The organism is Cryobacterium sp. BB307, from assembly GCF_012274275.1.
GTDB lineage: Bacteria > Actinomycetota > Actinomycetes > Actinomycetales > Microbacteriaceae > Terrimesophilobacter.
The window spans coordinates 381,655-399,349 of the sequence record NZ_JAANZA010000001.1 but is presented as its reverse complement, the minus strand read 5'-3'; the positions used below and the strand labels follow the sequence as shown (position 1 = coordinate 399,349).

At 66.8% G+C, this 17,695-nt stretch carries 19 protein-coding genes and 2 tRNA genes; 16 read left to right on the top strand and 5 right to left on the bottom strand.

Annotation, left to right across the window (positions count from 1 at the left end):
• Nucleotides 1-19: 19 nt before the first annotated feature.
• The 4 genes from HGK58_RS01915 to HGK58_RS01900 are packed head-to-tail and all read left to right on the top strand — an operon-like array spanning nt 20 to nt 3,081.
• On the top strand, nt 20-1,069 hold the full coding sequence (locus HGK58_RS01915; protein ID WP_168625856.1) for a lipoate--protein ligase family protein: 1,050 nt from the start codon (nt 20-22) through the stop codon (nt 1,067-1,069).
• The gene (locus tag HGK58_RS01910; protein ID WP_168625855.1) at nt 1,048-2,094 is read left to right on the top strand and encodes an iron ABC transporter permease; all 1,047 of its coding nucleotides are present in this window, start codon (nt 1,048-1,050) and stop codon (nt 2,092-2,094) included. Before HGK58_RS01915 ends, HGK58_RS01910 begins: the two co-directional genes overlap by 22 nt.
• Nucleotides 2,091-2,885, top strand: coding sequence for a heme ABC transporter ATP-binding protein (locus HGK58_RS01905; protein ID WP_168625854.1), 795 nt, complete (start codon nt 2,091-2,093; stop codon nt 2,883-2,885). Before HGK58_RS01910 ends, HGK58_RS01905 begins: the two co-directional genes overlap by 4 nt.
• A 10-nt stretch (nt 2,886-2,895) precedes the next feature.
• A complete protein-coding gene (locus HGK58_RS01900) occupies nt 2,896-3,081 on the top strand; it encodes a hypothetical protein (protein WP_168625853.1) in 186 nt (61 codons plus the stop codon).
• Here the strand turns inward: HGK58_RS01900 and HGK58_RS01895 are convergent, their stop codons facing one another.
• Nucleotides 3,082-3,366 carry a GNAT family N-acetyltransferase gene (locus HGK58_RS01895; protein WP_168625852.1) on the bottom strand — a complete coding sequence of 95 codons (285 nt, stop codon included), beginning with the start codon at nt 3,364-3,366 and terminating at the stop codon, nt 3,082-3,084. It lies immediately after the preceding gene.
• A gap of 55 nt (nt 3,367-3,421) precedes the next feature.
• On the opposite strand from HGK58_RS01895, the gene HGK58_RS01890 reads away from it, so the two are divergent.
• Both HGK58_RS01890 and pheA read left to right on the top strand, forming a co-directional pair.
• Nucleotides 3,422-4,297: a site-specific DNA-methyltransferase gene (locus tag HGK58_RS01890; protein ID WP_168625851.1), complete on the top strand. Its 876-nt coding sequence runs from the start codon at nt 3,422-3,424 to the stop codon at nt 4,295-4,297.
• Nucleotides 4,298-4,306: 9 nt separating this feature from the next.
• Complete coding sequence (pheA, locus tag HGK58_RS01885) at nt 4,307-5,245, top strand: prephenate dehydratase (RefSeq protein ID WP_168625850.1); 939 nt, start codon at nt 4,307-4,309, stop codon at nt 5,243-5,245.
• An 8-nt stretch (nt 5,246-5,253) separates the two neighbouring features.
• On the opposite strand, the gene HGK58_RS01880 is transcribed toward pheA, so the two are convergent.
• Nucleotides 5,254-6,240, bottom strand: coding sequence for a diacylglycerol kinase family protein (locus HGK58_RS01880; RefSeq protein ID WP_168625849.1), 987 nt, complete (start codon nt 6,238-6,240; stop codon nt 5,254-5,256).
• 42 nt (nt 6,241-6,282) lie between these two features.
• On the opposite strand from HGK58_RS01880, the gene serS reads away from it, so the two are divergent.
• Together serS and HGK58_RS01870 are read left to right on the top strand one after the other, a co-directional pair.
• A complete protein-coding gene (serS, locus tag HGK58_RS01875) occupies nt 6,283-7,545 on the top strand; it encodes a serine--tRNA ligase (protein ID WP_168625848.1) in 1,263 nt (420 codons plus the stop codon).
• Nucleotides 7,546-7,548: 3 nt separating this feature from the next.
• Nucleotides 7,549-8,361, top strand: coding sequence for an HAD hydrolase family protein (locus HGK58_RS01870; protein ID WP_168625847.1), 813 nt, complete (start codon nt 7,549-7,551; stop codon nt 8,359-8,361).
• A 14-nt stretch (nt 8,362-8,375) separates the two neighbouring features.
• Here the strand turns inward: HGK58_RS01870 and HGK58_RS01865 are convergent, their stop codons facing one another.
• Nucleotides 8,376-9,464 (bottom strand): HNH endonuclease signature motif containing protein, encoded by a 1,089-nt coding sequence (locus tag HGK58_RS01865; protein WP_168625846.1) that lies wholly within the window; start codon nt 9,462-9,464, stop codon nt 8,376-8,378.
• A gap of 179 nt (nt 9,465-9,643) precedes the next feature.
• On the opposite strand from HGK58_RS01865, the gene HGK58_RS01860 reads away from it, so the two are divergent.
• From HGK58_RS01860 to HGK58_RS01845, 4 genes are all read left to right on the top strand, one after another.
• A tRNA-Ser gene (locus HGK58_RS01860) sits at nt 9,644-9,728 on the top strand.
• A 25-nt stretch (nt 9,729-9,753) separates the two neighbouring features.
• A complete protein-coding gene (locus tag HGK58_RS01855; RefSeq protein ID WP_168625845.1) occupies nt 9,754-11,007 on the top strand; it encodes an LCP family protein in 1,254 nt (417 codons plus the stop codon).
• A 50-nt stretch (nt 11,008-11,057) separates the two neighbouring features.
• A tRNA-Ser gene (locus HGK58_RS01850) sits at nt 11,058-11,149 on the top strand.
• Nucleotides 11,150-11,312: 163 nt separating this feature from the next.
• The gene (locus HGK58_RS01845) at nt 11,313-12,869 is read left to right on the top strand and encodes an FAD-binding dehydrogenase (protein WP_349236096.1); all 1,557 of its coding nucleotides are present in this window, start codon (nt 11,313-11,315) and stop codon (nt 12,867-12,869) included.
• A 16-nt stretch (nt 12,870-12,885) separates the two neighbouring features.
• On the opposite strand, the gene HGK58_RS01840 is transcribed toward HGK58_RS01845, so the two are convergent.
• Nucleotides 12,886-13,314 carry a hypothetical protein gene (locus HGK58_RS01840; protein ID WP_227411713.1) on the bottom strand — a complete coding sequence of 143 codons (429 nt, stop codon included), beginning with the start codon at nt 13,312-13,314 and terminating at the stop codon, nt 12,886-12,888.
• Nucleotides 13,315-13,441: 127 nt separating this feature from the next.
• Entirely contained in the window at nt 13,442-16,027 is a 2,586-nt protein-coding gene (locus HGK58_RS01835) for a LuxR C-terminal-related transcriptional regulator (protein WP_168625843.1), read from the bottom strand.
• A gap of 125 nt (nt 16,028-16,152) precedes the next feature.
• On the opposite strand from HGK58_RS01835, the gene HGK58_RS01830 reads away from it, so the two are divergent.
• From HGK58_RS01830 to HGK58_RS01815, 4 genes are read left to right on the top strand one after another with little or no spacing between them, the layout of a single operon-like run.
• Nucleotides 16,153-16,410, top strand: a complete 258-nt coding sequence (locus tag HGK58_RS01830) for a hypothetical protein (RefSeq protein ID WP_168625842.1) — start codon at nt 16,153-16,155, stop codon at nt 16,408-16,410.
• A gap of 49 nt (nt 16,411-16,459) precedes the next feature.
• The gene (locus HGK58_RS01825) at nt 16,460-16,870 is read left to right on the top strand and encodes an SHOCT domain-containing protein (protein ID WP_168625841.1); all 411 of its coding nucleotides are present in this window, start codon (nt 16,460-16,462) and stop codon (nt 16,868-16,870) included.
• 27 nt (nt 16,871-16,897) lie between these two features.
• Nucleotides 16,898-17,317, top strand: coding sequence for a DUF6325 family protein (locus HGK58_RS01820; protein ID WP_168625840.1), 420 nt, complete (start codon nt 16,898-16,900; stop codon nt 17,315-17,317).
• 13 nt (nt 17,318-17,330) lie between these two features.
• Nucleotides 17,331-17,684, top strand: coding sequence for an SHOCT domain-containing protein (locus HGK58_RS01815; RefSeq protein WP_168625839.1), 354 nt, complete (start codon nt 17,331-17,333; stop codon nt 17,682-17,684).
• Nucleotides 17,685-17,695 lie beyond the last annotated feature (11 nt).

Below are 17,695 nucleotides of genomic sequence, written 5' to 3'. Positions count from 1 at the left end.
TCGCGGTGAACGGAGGATCATGCACGGCGAGTACAAGGTGCCAGGCGGCAAGCTCGTCGTTGTCGACCTCGAGGTCGAGGGTGGCAAGATCACCGGCTTCCGCCTCGCCGGCGACTTCTTCCTCGAACCGGACTCTGCGCTCGAGGAGATCAACGCCGCGGTCAACGGGCTGCCGGCCGATTCGGATGCCGCAACCATCGCATCCGTGGTCCGCCACGCGCTCCCGGAGGGCGTGCAGATGCTTGGCTTCTCGCCGGAGGCGGTCGCGACGACGGTTCGACGTGCACTCTCGCAAGCCAGCACCTGGACCGACTACGACTGGCAGCTCGTGCACGGGGACGCCTACCCGCCCACGCTGCAGCTCGCACTCGACCAGGTGCTGACCGAGGAGGTCGGCGCCGGACGACGCAAGCCGACGCTGCGCATGTGGGAGTGGAACGAGCCGGCGGTCGTCATCGGCAGCTTCCAGTCGGTGAAGAACGAGGTCGACCTGGAGAACGCCGAGAAGTACGGTTTCCAGGTGGTGCGCCGGATCAGCGGCGGCGGCGCCATGCTCATGGACGCCGGCACGATCATCACCTACTCGATCTACGCGCCCTCCGAGCTCGTGCACGGGATGTCGTTCGCGGACTCGTACGCATTCCTCGACGAGTGGGTGATCACCGGGCTGAAGAAGCTCGGCATCGATGCCTACTACCAGCCGCTCAACGACATCGCCAGCAGCAAGGGCAAGATCGGCGGCGCAGCCCAGAAACGCATCGGCGCCGGCGCTGTGCTGCACCACGTCACCATGAGCTACGACATGGACGGCGACAAGATGGTGCAGATCCTGCGCATCGGCCGCGAGAAGATGAGCGACAAGGGCACCAAGAGCGCCGCCAAGCGCGTCGACCCGCTGCGCAGCCAGACCGGACTGCCGCGCGAGGAGATCATCGGCAGCCTCAAGCAGACCTTCCGGGAGCTTTACGGCGCCACGGACGGTGAGATCACCCAGGACGAACTGGAGAAGGCGCAACGTCTGGTCGACGAGAAGTTCTCTACCGAGGAATGGCTGTACCGGGTTCCGTGAGGCGCACGGCACTCGTCGTCGGCCTCACCATCACGCTCGTCCTCGGCGTGGTGCTGTCGGCCATGGCCGGACAGCTGGCGGTGGCGCCCAGCGAGGTCATCGGCTCGCTGCTGCGCGCGATCGGCATCCAGAACGAGTGGGCACCGGATGACCCGGTGACCGAGGCAGCCCTGCTGGTGGTCCGCTTTCCCCGCATCCTGATGGCGCTCGCGGTTGGTGCGGCGCTCGCCGTAGCGGGCGCGGTCATGCAGGCGATCTTCGGCAACCCGCTCGCCGAGCCGGGGGTGGTCGGCGTGTCATCCGGTGCCGCGCTCGGTGCCGCGATCGGGATCGTGTTCGGGCTCACCGCGCTCGGCGGCTGGAGCGTCGCCGCGCTCGCCTTCCTCGGCGGTCTCGTGGCGACCCTGCTCGTCTACTTCATGTCGCGAGCCAATGGGCGCACCGAGGTCGTCACGTTGCTGCTCACCGGCATCGCGGTCAACGCGTTCGGCGGCGCGGGGCTGGCGCTGCTGCTGTTCCTCGGCGACTCGGCGAGCCGGGAGCAGATCATCTTCTGGCAGCTCGGCTCCCTGAACGGGTCGCGCTGGCAGGAGGCCATCATCGTCTTCGTCGTCGCGGCGATCGGCAGCGTCGTGGCGGTCAGCATTGCACGCAGACTGGACCTGCTCTCGCTCGGCGAGCGGAACGCGCGCCACCTGGGGCTGAACGTCGAACGCCTGCGGATCTGGTCGATCGTGCTGGTCGCGCTGCTGACCGGCGCAGCCGTCGCGTTCTGCGGCATCATCGCATTCGTCGGCCTGGTTGTGCCGCACATCATCCGCATGATCATCGGCCCGTCGCACCGCGGTGTCATCATCGGCAGCGCCTTCGGCGGCGGCGCGCTCATGCTGTTCGCCGACCTCGCCGCTCGCACGCTCATCCCCGGCGCCGACCTGCCGATCGGCATGCTCACCTCGCTCATCGGCGGCCCGTTCTTCTTCTGGCTGCTGTTCCGGGCGCGCCAGCGCAGTGGAGGCTGGGCATGAGCGCACCGGAGGTCGCAATACGGGCCGAGCAGGTCGGCCTGGTTCTCGACGAGAATCGCATCCTCGACGCGGTGAGCATCGACATCCGGCGTGGTGAGATCCTCGCGCTTGTCGGCCCGAACGGTGCGGGCAAGTCGTCGCTGCTTGGCGTGCTCTCCGGTGACATGCCGCCCACGGAAGGGCGTGTGCTGCTCGACGGTCGCGAGCTCGACTCCTATCGGCCGATCGAGCTCGCCCGGCGCCGCGCTGTCCTGACTCAGGAGAATGCGGTGACGTTCCCGTTCCGGGTGCGCGAGGTCGTCGAGATGGGCCGAAGCCCATGGGCGCGGACGCCGCAGTTCGAGGATGACCAGGCCGCCATCGCCGCGGCGCTCGCCAAGACCGACGTCAGTCACCTGGCCGATCGCCGCTACACCCGGCTGTCCGGCGGCGAGAAGGCCCGGGTGTCGCTCGCGCGCGTGCTCGCGCAGCGCGCCGGCATCCTGTTCCTCGACGAGCCGACGGCGGCCCTGGACCTGCGCCACCAGGAGGAGGTGCTGCGCACCGCGGGCGAGCTGGCGGCCGGGGGGGCGGCGGTGGTCGTGGTGCTGCACGAACTCTCCCTCGCCGGCGCCTACGCCGACCGCATCGCGCTGATCTCCGCCGGGCGGCTCGCAAGGCTGGGCGACCCGGCGACCGTGCTGACCGCCGACCTGATCAGCGAGGTGTACGGGCTCGACGTGGAGATCCTCACCCAGGAGTCGACGGGGCGGCCGATCGTACTTCCGAAGCGCGCACCGCACTCGGGTTAGGATCATCCGCATGGCCGGCTTCATGGGTGCCCTCGATGAGGTGTTCTACCCGACCAAGCACGAGGCGGAGCAGGAGCTCTCGCGGCAAAGCGTGCTGCCTGCGCCAGCACCCATCCCCGGGGACGGAGATCACGGGGTCTACGGCGGCAAGATCGTGATCGACCTCGAGAAGGCCAACTACCCGAAGAAGCGCTAGCTAGCGCCCGGCGAGTTCCAGATACTCCGGATGCCGGTCGACCCAGCGGGCCGCGTGCGGGCAGACGGCGACCACGCGCGCCTGCGTGGTGTCGTGCAGCGAGTCGAAGAGTTCCTGCAGCATCATGTCGTCGACACCCTGGCCACGCAGCTGCGGCCTCACCTCGGTGTGTACCAGGCGCAACTCGTTCGGTGTCCGTTGGAAGTCGACCAGGGCAACCTCCTCGCCATCACGCAGGTACAGAACGCGGTCCTGGCCGGGCAGCCACTTGAGTTCGGTCGACATGCGGTCAGGCTAGGGACGGATTCTGGGAGGTTGCTCGAACTGCCAGAATTGGCGCATGCCGATCGAGTGGAGTGCCGAGGGTGAGAACCTGGTCCTCCACGGCGACAACCTTGCGGCCATCGCCCAGTTGCCGGATGCCGCGTTCACGGTGATCTACCTCGACCCTCCGTTCAACACTGGGCGCAGCCAGGCCAGGCAAACCACGACCAACGTGCGCAGCGCATCCGGGACCGTGATCGGCTTCCAGGGGCAGCGCTACGAGCGCATCAAGGGCGACCTCGTGAGCTACGACGACTCGTTCGAGGACTACTGGATGTTCCTCGAGCCGCGGCTGACCGAGGCGTGGCGGCTGCTCGCCGACGACGGCACCCTGTACCTGCACCTCGATTACCGCGAGGTTCACTACGCGAAGGTGCTGCTCGACGCGTTGTTCGGCCGGGAGTGCTTCTTGAACGAGATCATCTGGGCCTACGACTACGGCGGCAAGTCGAAGCGGCGCTGGCCGTCAAAGCACGACACGATCCTCGTCTACGTGAAGAACCCGGACCGCTACTTCTTCGACTCCGAGGCGGTCGACCGGGAGCCGTACATGGCGCCGGGACTGGTGACGCCGGAGAAGGCCGAGCGGGGGAAGCTGCCGACGGATGTCTGGTGGCACACCATCGTGTCGCCGACCGGTAAGGAGAAGACCGGCTACCCGACCCAGAAGCCGGAGGGAATCCTGCGGCGGATCATCCAGGCGTCGAGCCGGCCGGGGGACTGGGTACTCGACTTCTTCGCCGGCAGCGGAACGACAGGTGCGGTGGCGGCGGCGCTTGGTCGCCGGTTCGTGCTCGTGGATGAGAACCCGGAGTCGATCAGCGTCATCGACCGCCGGCTCACGGCATCCGCCACCGCCTTCCGACATCTTCCGCACCCGGGCGGGCAATAGAGTTGAGGCATGCCGGAGCCCGTTTACAGCTATCTGGGGCCGCCGGGCACGTTCACCGAGATGGCTCTCGCGCAGGTTCCGGAGGCCGCGGGTAAGCAGTGGCGGCCGGTCAACAACGTCGGCGAAGCGTTCACCGACGTGGTGAGTGGCCGTAGCGTCGCCGCGATGATCGCGATCGAGAACTCGGTCGAGGGCGGCGTGACGGCCACGCAGGATGCGCTCGCCAACATCCCCGGCCTGCGGATCAGCGGCGAGTACCTGGTGCCGATCGACTTCGTGCTGGTGGCCCGCCCCGGCACGACGCTGGCCGACGTGCGCACCGTGAACGCGCATCCGGTCGCCTACGCACAGACGCACCAGTGGCTGGAGCAGACCATCCCCGGCCACCTGCACATTCCCGCGTCGTCGAATGTGGCGGCCGCCGCGTCCCTGCTCGAGGGCAGCGAAGCGGATGCCGCAGTCGCGCCCCCCGGGATCGACCGCAGGCATGACCTCGCGGTGCTCGCCGAGGAGATCGGCGACAGCCGGAACGCGGTCACTCGGTTCGTGCTGGTCAGCCGCCCGAAGGCGCTGCCGGAGCGCACCGGCGCGGACAAGACGAGCATCATCGCCGAATTGCCGACGGATGCGCCGGGTGCGCTGCTGGAGATGCTCGAGCAGTTCGCGACCCGCGGGGTGAACCTGAGCCTGATCCAGTCTCGGCCGATCGGCGACACCCTCGGCCGGTACCGGTTCGTGATCGACATCGACGGGCACGTTGAGGACGAGCGGGTCGCTGACGCGTTGCTCGGTCTCAAGCGGTTCAGCCCGCGGGTGATCTTCCTCGGTTCGTACCCGCGGGCCGATCGGGTGAAGACCACCGAGGTGCACGATCGCTACGGCGATGAGGCATTCGTCGACGCGCGCGACTGGCTGCGCGGGCTGGTGGCGGGCGAACCCTCCGACTGACTGGTTACTTACGTCTTGTCTTCGAGTGAGGCGACCATCACACCGAGTGCGCCGGGGTCGGCCGCGCAGACCACCGACGCCACCTTGCCGAACTCGTCCCCGTCGAGCTGGAACTCTTGCGCCGCATCCAGCTCCAGCTCCAGCTTCCGGGCTTGAAAGTAGGCGACGTCCCGCACGTCCTTGGTGAGGCCGATGATCTTCCGCCCGGCCGCGCTCTTGCGCAGCACGCCGTTCTCCCAGCCGATCTTCTGCCATACGCGCAGCCAGCCGAACGGTCCGCGCGGGCGCAGTGCGGCGATGTCGAGGATGCCGTCATCCGGTTCTGCTTCCGGCATGAGCAGGATGCCGCCGGGCAGCGCGCCGCAGTTCCCGATGATCATGGTGTGCGCGGTGAGCGGCCGGGTCGGGCCGCCGTTGATGCGGTAGCGCAGTTTTAGGGGGCCGACCTCCGGCAGCGCCCGCATGGTGCCGTCGATGTAGGCAAGCCACCCGACATGCTTTTTGAGCTTCGAACTCGTCTTGGCGATCATCTTCGCGTCGAGGCCGATGCCAGCCATGACGAGGAAGGCGTGCTCCTCGGTGTCGCCGTTCTCGCGGACGATCTCGGCGATGCCGAGGTCGATCTTGCGCACGACGCCGGTGAACGCGATCCGGATCGACTCCTCGAGCTGCAGGTCGAGGTCGAGGTTGCGCGCGAGCAGGTTGCCGGTCCCGGATGGCAGCACCGCCATCGGGATGCCGCTGCCTCGTAGCGTCTCTGCCACCGCGCGCACGGTTCCGTCGCCGCCCGCGGCGAGCACGACCGCTGCGCCGGCCGCGATCGCCGCCCGGGTCGCCTCGCGGCCGAAGTCTTCCTCCGCGGACGCGAACCAGGTCGTCGGCTGGAATCCCGCGTCCTTCTCGCCGGCCTCCACCGCTTCGCGCAGTTTGTCCAGCTCAACCTTGATCGGGTTGTACACGACGGCAGCCATTCCGGTGCGAGACGTCGACGCCATGATCCAACGGTACGACACGAACCGACGAATAGACTGGAGCGTGTGATTGACCCCCAACTGCTGCGCGAGAATCCGGATGCCGTCAGGCGCTCCCAGCGGGCGAGGGGTGATTCGGTCGAGCTGGTTGACGCCGCACTGCAGGCGGATTCCGAGCGTCGCTCCGCGATCACCGAGTTCGAGGCCCTGCGCGCCGAGCAGAACCAGTTCAGCAAGACCGTCGCGGCAGCGCCGAAGGATGAGAAGCGCGAGCTGGTGGCCAAGGCTCAGGAGCTTGCCGCCCGTGTCAAGGAGGCCAACCAGCGCGCATCCGACGCCGAGGCGGAGTTCAGTCGGGTCGTCGGTTCGATCTCAAATCCGATCATCGACGGGGTTCCGGCCGGCGGCGAGGACGACTTCCTCACCCTGAAGACGGTCGGCGAGCCGGCCGCCTTCAACTTCGAGGCGCGCGATCACGTCGAGCTCGGCGAGCTGCTGGGGGCCATCGACATCACCCGCGGCACCAAGGTGTCCGGCAGCCGCTTCTACTTCCTGACCGGCATCGGCGCGCGGCTCGAGATCGCGCTCATGAACATGGCGCTGAACACCGCGCTAGAAGAGGGCTTCACACCGCTCATCACCCCGACCCTCGTGCGGCCGGAGGTCATGGCCGGCACCGGTTTCCTCGGCGAGCACTCCGACGAGGTGTATTACCTGCCGGCCGACGACCTGTATCTCACCGGCACGAGCGAGGTCGCGCTCGCCGGGTTCCACGCCGACGAGATCATCGACCCGGCCGAAGGGACGCGTTACGCCGGCTGGTCGACCTGCTACCGCCGGGAGGCAGGCTCAGCAGGCAAGGACAACCGCGGCATCCTGCGCGTGCACCAGTTCAACAAGCTGGAGATGTTCAGCTACGTGCTGCCGGAGAACGCGGAGGCGGAGCACGAGCGGCTGCTGGCGCTGCAGGAGCGGATGCTGCAAGCGTGCGAGCTCAGCTACCGCGTGATCGACGTCGCCGCCGGCGATCTCGGCACCAGCGCGGCCCGCAAGTTCGACATCGAGGCGTGGGTGCCGACGCAGGGCCGCTACCGCGAACTGACGAGCACGAGCAACTGCACGACGTTCCAGGCCCGGCGGCTCGACATCCGGTACCGCACCGACAGCGGCAAGACCGCACCGGTCGCGACCCTGAACGGCACGCTCGCCACGACCCGCTGGATCGTCGCCATCCTCGAGACGCACCAGCAGGCGGACGGTTCGGTGCGGGTGCCGGAGGCGTTGCGCCCGTATCTCGGCGGGCTCGAAGTCATGGAGCCGGTGAGATAGCTCGTGTCCTTCCAGCAGTGGCTTGTCGCCCTCGACATCGATGGCACGATCATCCACGAGGATGAGACGCTGACGCCGGCGGTGCACGATGCCGTCGGCCGGGTGCGGGACGCGGGCCACTGGGTGACCTTGGCGACCGGTCGGTCGTGGGAGATGACGCTGCCGTTCCTGCGCAGGCTGGAGCTGAACCCGGAGTACGTCGTGTGCGCCAACGGTGCGATCACCATGATGCGCGACGAGCACGCACCGGATGGGTACCGGCGCGAGCTGGTGGAGACCTTCGACCCCGGGCCGGTGCTCGAGCAGATTCGGTTCGGGCTGCCGGAGGGCAGGTTCCTGGTGGAGGACCCGACCGGCTTCCGGCTGTACACCAAAGGCATGCAGGACTGGAACCTCGACAACGCGCGGCAGGTGGAGTTCGAGGAGCTGTCGCACACGCCGGTGACTCGGCTGGTCGTCGTCTCGCCCGATCATGAACCGGATGCCTTCGTCGAGCTCATCGATTCGCTCGGGCTGCACCAGGTGAGCTACGCGATCGGCTGGACGGCTTGGCTCGACATCGCACCGGAGGGCGTGAACAAGGGCACCGCGCTGGAGCGCGTGCGCGGGATCATTGACATCCCACGCGATCGCGTGCTCGTCGCCGGCGATGGTCGCAACGACATCGAGATGTTCGAGTGGGCGAGCGTCGAGGGCCGCGCTGCGGCGATGGGGCAGGCGCCGGATGAGGTCAAGGAGGTGGCCACGGAGGTCACCTTGGACGTGTGGTCGGACGGCCTGGTGCCGGTGCTCGACTCGCTGATCGCATCCGGCTGACTGAGCGGTGCCGCTCAGTTCCAGCGGGCGGGGTGGTCGGTGGCGGTGACCCCGTTGGGGCTGGTCCACTCCAGCACCCCGGGGGTGACCTGCTTGACCTTCCAGGCGCCGATCGACTTCAGGGTGTGATGGCCGCGGCACAGGTTGGCCAGGTTGTCGATCTCGGTCTTCCCGTCGTGCTGCCACTCTTCGGTGTGGTCGAGGTCGGTGCGCCACGGCGACGCGTTGCAACTGGGGAATCGGCAGCGGCCGTCTCGCCAGCGCAGGTAGCGTCGCATCTTCGCCGACGGCCGGTAACTGTCCACCGCCACCGTCATCCCGGACACCGGGTGGGTGATCAACCGCACCAGCTGGTCCGCATCCCCCGCCAGCCGTCTGGCGGTGTCCATATCGATCGGACCGCGCCCGGCCATCGACGCCGGCCCGGCGCTCTCGTCGCCGGCCAGCGCCAGCGCCGGGATCACAATGGCGACCTCGGCGCGGATGCCGACCCCGGCCCGGTGCGGGGCATCCGGATCGCCGTCGGGTTGTCCGGTGAGCAGCAGCTCGCTGAACAGGTCGGCGCGGGCCTCCGGGGTGCCGAGGTTCAGGCCGCGGTCCAGGATCACCCGGGCGTGCCCGAAGCCGATCGCGCCGCACTGCAACGCATCCAGGGTGGCCGGGAACTGGTGCACCAGCGAATAGGCGGTGCCCACCCGGGCGTCCACGGTGCGGTCGGCCAGCCGCAGCATGACCGCCAACTCGCTCACCATCCCCCGCAACGCCAAATCCCGACTCGCATAGGTCGGACCACCATCGGCCTCGGCCAGTGCCGCCAGCTCCGCCAGCGCCCGCTGCTGCTTGGCCAGCGCCCGATCCTGCTCGTATTGGAACCGCATGACGTCATCCATCAGCGACCGGCGATGCCGCTCCTCACCCTCCGTGCCGGGCGCGAATCGGTCCGACTCCGCAGCAAGAATGTAGGGGTCCTCGAAGGGACCACACACCGCCAGATACGCCTCTTCGATATCCGCGGTGCGATCCCGACCCAGCCACCCCTCCCAGTCCTCGTAAGCCCGAGCATCACGCTCCGTAGGCTCCGGATAGGCGGTCGTGATCTTCATATTTCCACTGAACAACCAACCACCGACATTGCGAACGCTATGGCCGCAGGGGTGTGGATAACTCTTCCGGGAGATGATCTCGATGGGCTCGACCCCAAAGAACGAGCGACCTTGGAGACCTTGACAACCCTGCGATTCGGCCCGATTCGGCTACAATCGCAGGCGGCGTGCACAATCCGGGAGGGCTGTCCGAGCGGCCGATGGAGCCAGTCTTGAAAACTGGTGGGCAGAAATGTCTCGTGGGTTCGAATCCCACGCCCTCCGCGTACTGACACTTTGGGGGCAGTGAATGAGTGACATCTCGCGGCGTACACTGCGCCAGAAGCATGGCTCGATCGCGCGGCACGGGCGGCTGAAGCGAGGCAACGCGTGGCTCGTGATGGCGAAGATCCTCGCGGCCACCCTGTCGGTTGTGCTGGTAAGCGGCGTATCGGTTGCCGGTATCTGGGTGTGGCAGCTCGACCGGAGCATCAAGACCGTGACGCTCGTCGGCGAGACCAACGGGCCGCCGCCCGCGCTTGGCTCGTTTGAGGGTGGCTTCAACATCCTGATCGTCGGCAGCGACGAGTGCGAGGACCCGAACGGCTGCAAGGACCGCTCGGGGGTGCTCAACGACGTGACGATCCTGCTGCACGTCGCTCAGGATCAGAGCAACGCGGTTGCCGTCAGCTTTCCACGTGACTTGGTCGTTCCAATCCCGTCGTGCCCTGCTGAGGACGGCGGCAGCTACCACGCCATGTCGGCGCAGCCGATCAACGTGACGCTGTCGTACGGCGGTCTGCCGTGCACCGTGCTGACGGTTGAGAAGCTCACCGGGCTGGACATCCAGTTCGCCGGCATGGTGACGTTCTCCGGGGTGGCACAGCTCGCAAGCGCGGTGGGCGGCGTTGACGTGTGCATCAACTCCCCGATCATCGACAAGTACAGTGGCCTCTACCTTCCGGAGGCTGGCGTGCACAAGCTTGAGGGTTGGGATGCGCTCGCGTTCCTGCGCAGCCGCCACGGCGTTGGCGACGGCAGCGACCTGGGTCGCATCAGCAGCCAGCAGGTGTACATGTCGTCGCTTGTCCGCACGCTGAAGGCGGATGGCGTGCTGAACGATTTCGGCAAGCTGTTCAACATCGCCACGGTTGCGAGCCAGACGATGACGCTCTCCAACAGCCTGAAGAACGTCAACACGATGGTGTCGATGGCGCAGGTGCTGAAGAACCTGCCGCTCGAGCGGGTGATGTTCGTGCAGTATCCCGGCGTGACCGGGCAGGATGGCGTCTACAGCGGCAAGGTTGCTCCGGTGAAGTCCGCCGCGGAGGCGCTGTTCGCGAAGATCCGCGCCGACGAGCCGTTCGCGCTGAAGGCAGACAACACCGGCCGAGGCTCTGAGGTCAATGCGGATGCCCCACCGGTCACTCCGGTTGAGCCGTCGTCCGACGCATCCGCTGGTCCGTCGGCGTCAGCCGAGCCGGCGCCGGAGGTAGAGGTGCTGCATGGTGTCCAGGGCCAGAGTGCCGCCGATCAGACCTGCTCGAAGGCGTACGGGACCTGACCCGTTCGGAACGCGCACCCGCGTGCCGCTATGATGGCTGACGAGCAACTGGAGACGTCGCATAGTCAGGCCTAGTGCACCACCCTGCTAAGGTGGAGTCCCCTTATGGGGACCGAGGGTTCAAATCCCTCCGTCTCCGCCAATGAAAAACCCGCCTTTTCAGGCGGGTTTTTTGTATGCATTCATGCCCGAGCTGCTGCGGTAGCATCATGGAAACCGCGATATTGCATGCAATTCTGGGGATCAAGCTAGCGTGGTCATTCAGAGTCCGCATAGTCGCAGCGGAGAGCCACCGGGGGATGTCGATGAAGAGTCCGGAAGTGATCGTCGTGGGCGTTGGGCTGGCCGGTCTGGTGACCGCCTCAGAATTAACCCGGGCCGGCAAGCGGGTACTCCTGCTTGACCAAGAGCCCGAGAACTCGCTCGGCGGGCAGGCGCACTGGTCCTTCGGCGGCGTGCTTATGGTCGGCACTCCGGAGCAGGAGGCGCTGGGCATCGAGGACAGTCATGAACTCGCCTTGCGCGACTGGCTCGTCACGGCGGACTTCAACCAGAATGACGACCTACCGCGCCAATGGGCCGAGAGGTACATCTCGTTCGCGGCAGGGGAGCTGGGCGACTGGCTACGTGAACACGGTGTGCAGTTCGTTCCCACGGTGACTCACCCCGAGGCGGCACCCCCTGGGGGAGGGGTGGGCAGTTCCGTTCCGCGATTCCACGTCGCCTGGGGAATGGGTCCCGGCCTGCTCAGGCCGTTCACCGAGAGACTGCGCGCGGCCTCGAGCGACGAGCCGGTCGACGTGCGATTCCGTCACCGAGTTGATTCTCTAATTGTGGAGGACGGCCGAGTTCGCGGAGTGCGCGGCAGCGTGCTCGCTCCGGATGACGTTCCCCGCGGGAGGGCAAGCAACCGCACGATCGTGGGGGAGTTCGAGCACCGCGCGGGCGATGTCGTCATCGCATCCGGGGGATTCGGCGGCAACCTCGAGCTGACGCGCGAGGTTTGGCCCACTGAACGGCTGGGCGCCGTGCCCCGGAGCCTGCTGCGGGGTGCGCCGGAACACGTCGACGGCCGGATGCTCACCATCGCAAGTGACGCCGGAGCGGCTGTCGCCAATCTCGATCGCCTGTGGCCCTACGCGGAGGGAGTGTCTCACCACACTCCGCTCTGGAGCGATCATGGCGTTCGTCTCATCGCCGGACCGCACGGTCTCTGGCTGGACGGGCGCGGCGACCGGCTTGGTGACAATCTCGTATCCGGTCGGGATTCCCAGGCGGGCCTCGCCGCTGTCCGCGCCACCGGCCTGGACCACAGCTGGCTGGTGATAACCCAGCGGATCGCCGAGACCTCGGTCGTCATCGCAGGCCAGGACCAGAATCCGCAATTCGCGAGCGTGGACGCGTTCGCCGCTCGCCCGGCCGTCAATCCGGCCGTCACTGCCTTGCTGACTGGCGGTGGGGACGTACTCATCGCCGACAACGTCGACGAGTTGATCACCAAGATGCAGACGATCGCCCCAGCGGTCGAGGGTTTGCGCGTCCGTGCGGCGGTCAGACAGTGGAGCGCTCAACCTGTCGAGGGCAACCCCACTCCGGACCTCCTCGACCCGTCCGCCGCCCCACTTGTTGCCATCCGTCTCCAAACGCTGACCCGGAAGAGCCTTGGCGGCATCGTCACCGACCTGCGCTCCCGGGTACTGGATGCGTCGGGGCAGCCCATCCCTGGACTGTATGCCGTTGGAGAGGCTGCCGGATTCGGGGGCGGCGGGATGCACGGACACCGCGCGCTGGAGGGTGGATTCCTGGGTGGCTGCATCTTCACCGGCCTCACGGCCGCTCGCGCCCTGATCGGTACGACCTGAGCGACACCGCGGTCGGTCACATCCCTGACATCCCCTGCGCCGCCTTGAGTTCGCGGCCGTGCACGGTGAGTGCGTAAATCACGAACACATCGAGGGCCAGCAGGATCAGCGACCACCACGGCTGCACCGGCAGCAGGGTGATCTGGGTGAGCGCGTTCAGGGCAACGAGGATGATCGCGACGACACGCGCCCACGTTGCACCCTGCATCAGCGCCAATGCGACCACGAGCAGGGTGATGCCGGAGATCACGTGCCACCATCCCCATCCGGAGACGTCGAGGAGGAAGAGACTCCCCTCCGTGGACACGAAGTATGCGCTGTCCGGTCCGATGATCGCGAACAGGCCGAAGACTACGTCGAAGACCCCGGCGATGAGCATCATGATCGAGGCGAAGACCGCCCAACCTGTCCAGCCGGTAACAGTCGTTTCACGCATTTCCGTCATGGCGACTCCTCGTTCTCTCATCGACCTCGCTGGATCGCGTGTGCGAGGTTACGGAGCAGAATCACCGGTCGTCCTCACCCGGCAGGGGTGATTCTGGCTCAACCGGGTCGCGCGGCTAGGCGGCAGGTCAATACAGGGAGTATGGATCCGAGGTCTCTATGAGCCCCAGTTCCACAGCACGGGTGATCGCTGCGCTGCGGTCCGGGACTTCGAGCTTTCGATAGATGTGCGCCATGTGTGTCTTGATGGTGTTGACCGACACGTAGCAGCGAGCGGCGACTTCGGCGTTCGTGAGCCGCGTCGGAAGGTAGTCGAGTATCTCCAGTTCCCTTGACGTGAGGGGTTCGATCAGGTCGCCAGAGCGTCGACGCCCCACGTTTTCGGATGACTGCACAATGGTGCGGCGGAACCGGTTCGGCAACCCGGGGATCGCATCGATGATATGCGAGACCACTGGGCCGGCTCGAAGGAACGGATGCACGAGCCACTCCGGCTCGGCAACGTCGAGCGCCACGGAGAGGTCCTCTCGGGCCCGTCCGCCGCGCCCCTCAAGGGAATGAAGCCAACCCTCGAGGATCCTGTGCTCGGTTGCGGGCACGGGAGCACGTGGATCAGGGTGGAAGGGGATGTCCGCGAGTCGCTGCCGTGCGGCCCTAACATCGCCGCCTTCCAACGCGGCTGCGATTTCCTCGAACGCGAGCCCCGACCATTCACCTTGCGGCTCGATCGGCCGCGCCTCGCCGTCAAAGCGCGCCAGCCGGTGGCTCAGCGCGAGAAGGGACTGCCTGACTATCGGCGGCGGCGTGCCCGTCGGTTGAATAGCTGATGGGTCCGTGCCGAGAGGGTCGGTCAGCTTGGAGCCTAGGTGTGCCAACCAGAGGAGCGGGTTGCGCTGGTCCGCCGCGGCTCGCAGGCTCCCCTCGTGGAGCGCGATCGCCCCGGACTGCGGCTCTCCCTTCTGGATCGCCACGAATGCGCGAGCCAAGTATGCGTCCCCTGGTGCCGGTTGGCTGAGAAGGGATAGCTCGCGCGCGAGATCCAGTGCCTCATCGGCGTGTTCGGTCGCGGCGCGAAGGCATCCGCTCCACGCTTCTGCGAGCGCCAGGCTTCCCAGCCCATGCACACGGTGAAGTCCGTAACGCCCGCCCATCGACGCGAGACCTCTCTCCAGCCACTCTCGCGACTGCTCGAGCTGATTCATGAACAGATACGCGCGACCTGCTGAGACCGCGGCCAAGGCAGCCAACTGATCCCGGTCGGTCAGTTGGAGGAGGTCGGGAATTGGAGTGTCCGGCTGCGCGTCAAGGAGCTCTATGGTGCTCAGTGCGTCCGCGAGGTAGATCTCGGGATGCGGACGGAACTGGACGACCCCTGCGACATAGGTGGAGACCACAAGGCGGTAGCCGTCGCCAGTTCGTGAATCCGACAAGAGCGCTCGGAAGATGTCTTCGCCCTCGGCCGCCCGCCCAGTCATACTGGCCAGGATCCCGTAGAGCGCTTCGGCACCTGGGCGCGCGAGGCGCACTTCGCGCGGCACGATCGACAGCCAGCGGGCGATCGTCGCGAAGCCGCCGCGTTCCCAGACGGCCCGCCCGTGTTGGAAGATGAGGTCGAGGGCGACGGGCCACATTCGCCCCCGCAGGAAGCACTCGATCGCAGAGGCGGGATCATCCGCAGCGAGATACCAATCCGCGGCAGCCTGCCGAAGCCGGGTCTCGGCTTGGGCATCGGTCGCACGCAGACGGTAGCGGAGCAGATCGCGGAACAGGTGGTGGAACCTGTACCAGTCCCTGCGTCCCGGCAAGGGCACGACGAACATGGACTCTTGCTCGAGGTCCCGCAACAGCGCTGCACCATCGGTGACGTCGGTGAGAGCCTGTACGAGCCCCGCGCTCATCTCGTCCAGCACGGACAACGCCAGAAGCGCGCGTCGTCGACTCGGCGTCTGGGCGTCTAACACCTCCTGGCTCAGGAAGTCGACGATGAGTCGATCGGTTTCAGCGAGCGTGTCGACGAGCACTTCGGGGTCAGCGTGGAAGCGAAGCGTGAGTCCGGCTAGCTGGATGCCCGCGGCCCACCCCTCCGTGTGACGCATGACAGAGACCGCGGTGATCTCATCGACCGGACGCCCGGTGATCTTCGTCAGGACGGCCCCCGTGTCGCGTTCGTCGAATGCCAGTTGAGCCTGCCGAAGCTCGACGAGACCGTGCTGCAGCCGGTGTCGGCTCCATGCGAGCCGGAGGTCGGCGCGCGAGGAGAAGACGAGGTGCGCGTTAGGTGGCAGGCGGTCGGCGAGGGCCCACAGGTCTTCGACAGTGGAACGATTCGTCAAGTTGTGCAGATCGTCGAGGATGACGACCACTTCACGACTGACATGCCCGAGCGCAGTGCCGAGCGCTTCGACCATGGCGGCGCCAAGGCCGCCCCCCGGCTCACCTAGTGGAACGATTTCACTGAGCCGGGAATCAAGCGCGCCAAGCGCGTGAACGATGCGCCGTGCGAAGTGCACTGAGTCGTCATCGGCGGATGTGACATCCAGCCATGCGACGGCAAGTTCGGGTCGCGTCGGCACCCATTGCGAGAGCAACACCGTCTTGCCCGCGCCTGCGGGTGCGACGAGCAGAGTGAGCGGGGCGGCCAGCCCGGTGTCGAGCTGATGTCGCAGTTCGGGTCTATCAACGGCGTGCGGCGGAATTCTCCGCGTCTGGGCCAAGGCAACTGCCTTCCGTGATTAACGCAATCATCCCACGGGGGTGACGGCGGCGAAAGGGTCGTGCCGCACCCTGTTGGAGAGGTGCGGCGCGGTGCCCCAGCGTCGGCCGGGGAGAAGGGCCTGACATGAGCCCTCACGTCGTAGAACTGGTCGTCCGTGGCCGTCTCGGACATGAGTTGATAGCCGCCTTGGACGGCTTCGAGGTCGCTACCGACGAGCACGGGCTCACGCACATCGTCGGGCACGTGGCGGATCAGGCCCGCCTGTTCGGTCTCCTCGACATGTTCGACGAACTTCATATCGAGGTCGTGTCGATGAACCCGGTCGACCCGGAGGGCTTCTCACCCGACGCGGGTGACGCGCAAGACACGTCCGACTCGTAGCTTGGCTCAGTGGCGAGCGTGTGGCCCGCCCCCGACGATTGGGGTCGACATGGACCTGTGGAGTTGGATCTCCTGGTTCTTCTGGAGCTTTGTCTTCATCGCCTACCTGATGGTGCTCTTTTCCATCCTCGCCGACATCTTCCGCGATCACGAGCTGAACGGATGGATGAAGGCGCTGTGGATTCTGCTGTTGGTCTTCGTCCCGTTCCTGACCGCGCTGGTCTACCTCATCGCGCGCGGCGACGGTATGACTCGTCGCTCCATGTCCCAGGCTCGCTCGATGCAGGCGGCACAGGATGAGTACATCCGGCAGACCGCCGGCTCCACCAGCTCGGTGAGCGACATCGCTACCGCGAAGTCACTGCTGGACTCCGGGGCGATCACTCAGGCGGAGTACGAAGCGCTCAAGGCTGAGGCGCTGCGGTCGCAGGGCTCGCGGCCAGCGTCAGCGATGAGCTAGCCGGTCCCCGGCTAGAGGAGGTATCCCATGACCACGTTCGACTACGGTCCCATCGAGTTCTACGCAATCGGCTTCGACGGTGATCGGCCCGGTCCCGGTGTCCTCAAGGCACTGCATGACCTTGTCGCTTCGGGCACGGTGAACGTTCTCGACCTCGTCTTTGTTCGGCGCTCTGAGGATGGCGAGCTCACCACCATGGAACTGTCGGACACGATTGATGACCCCAACGTGCCGAAACTTGATCTGGCAGGGCTCGCGGGGGAAGAGGACATCGCGGATCTCGCCGCGAATGTTCCGCCCGGGGCATCCGCGGCCATTCTCACAGTCGAACTGCTCTGGGCCAAGGCGTTCTCGGCTGCGCTATTCGATGCCGGAGGGTTCGTGGTGGCGCGGCAGGGTGTACCCGCGCCGCTGGTCAACGCGTACTTGGCCGAGCACGCAGGGTGAGAAGGAGAAGACCATGCTTCGTAGAGGTGGACGCCCGGGACTCGTCGGCATGGCGGCGCGCACCGCTGTTGTCGCCGGAACCGCAACCGCGGTCTCCGGTCGGGTCGCCGCACGCCAGGAGGGGAAGGCGCAGGACGCCGCCCAGGAGCAGGCGTGGCAGGCGCAACAGCAGCAGGATGCGATGGACGCCGCCGCGGCACAGGCCGTTGCAAACGCGCAGGCTGCCGCGCCCGCACCGGCGGCTCCGGCCGCAGCGGGCGGCGGCGACGACCTCATGGGCCAACTGAACCAACTGGGTGCCATGCACGCGCAGGGCATCCTCTCGGACGCTGAGTTCGCTGCGGCCAAGGCAAAACTGCTCGGCTGAGCACGGGTGCC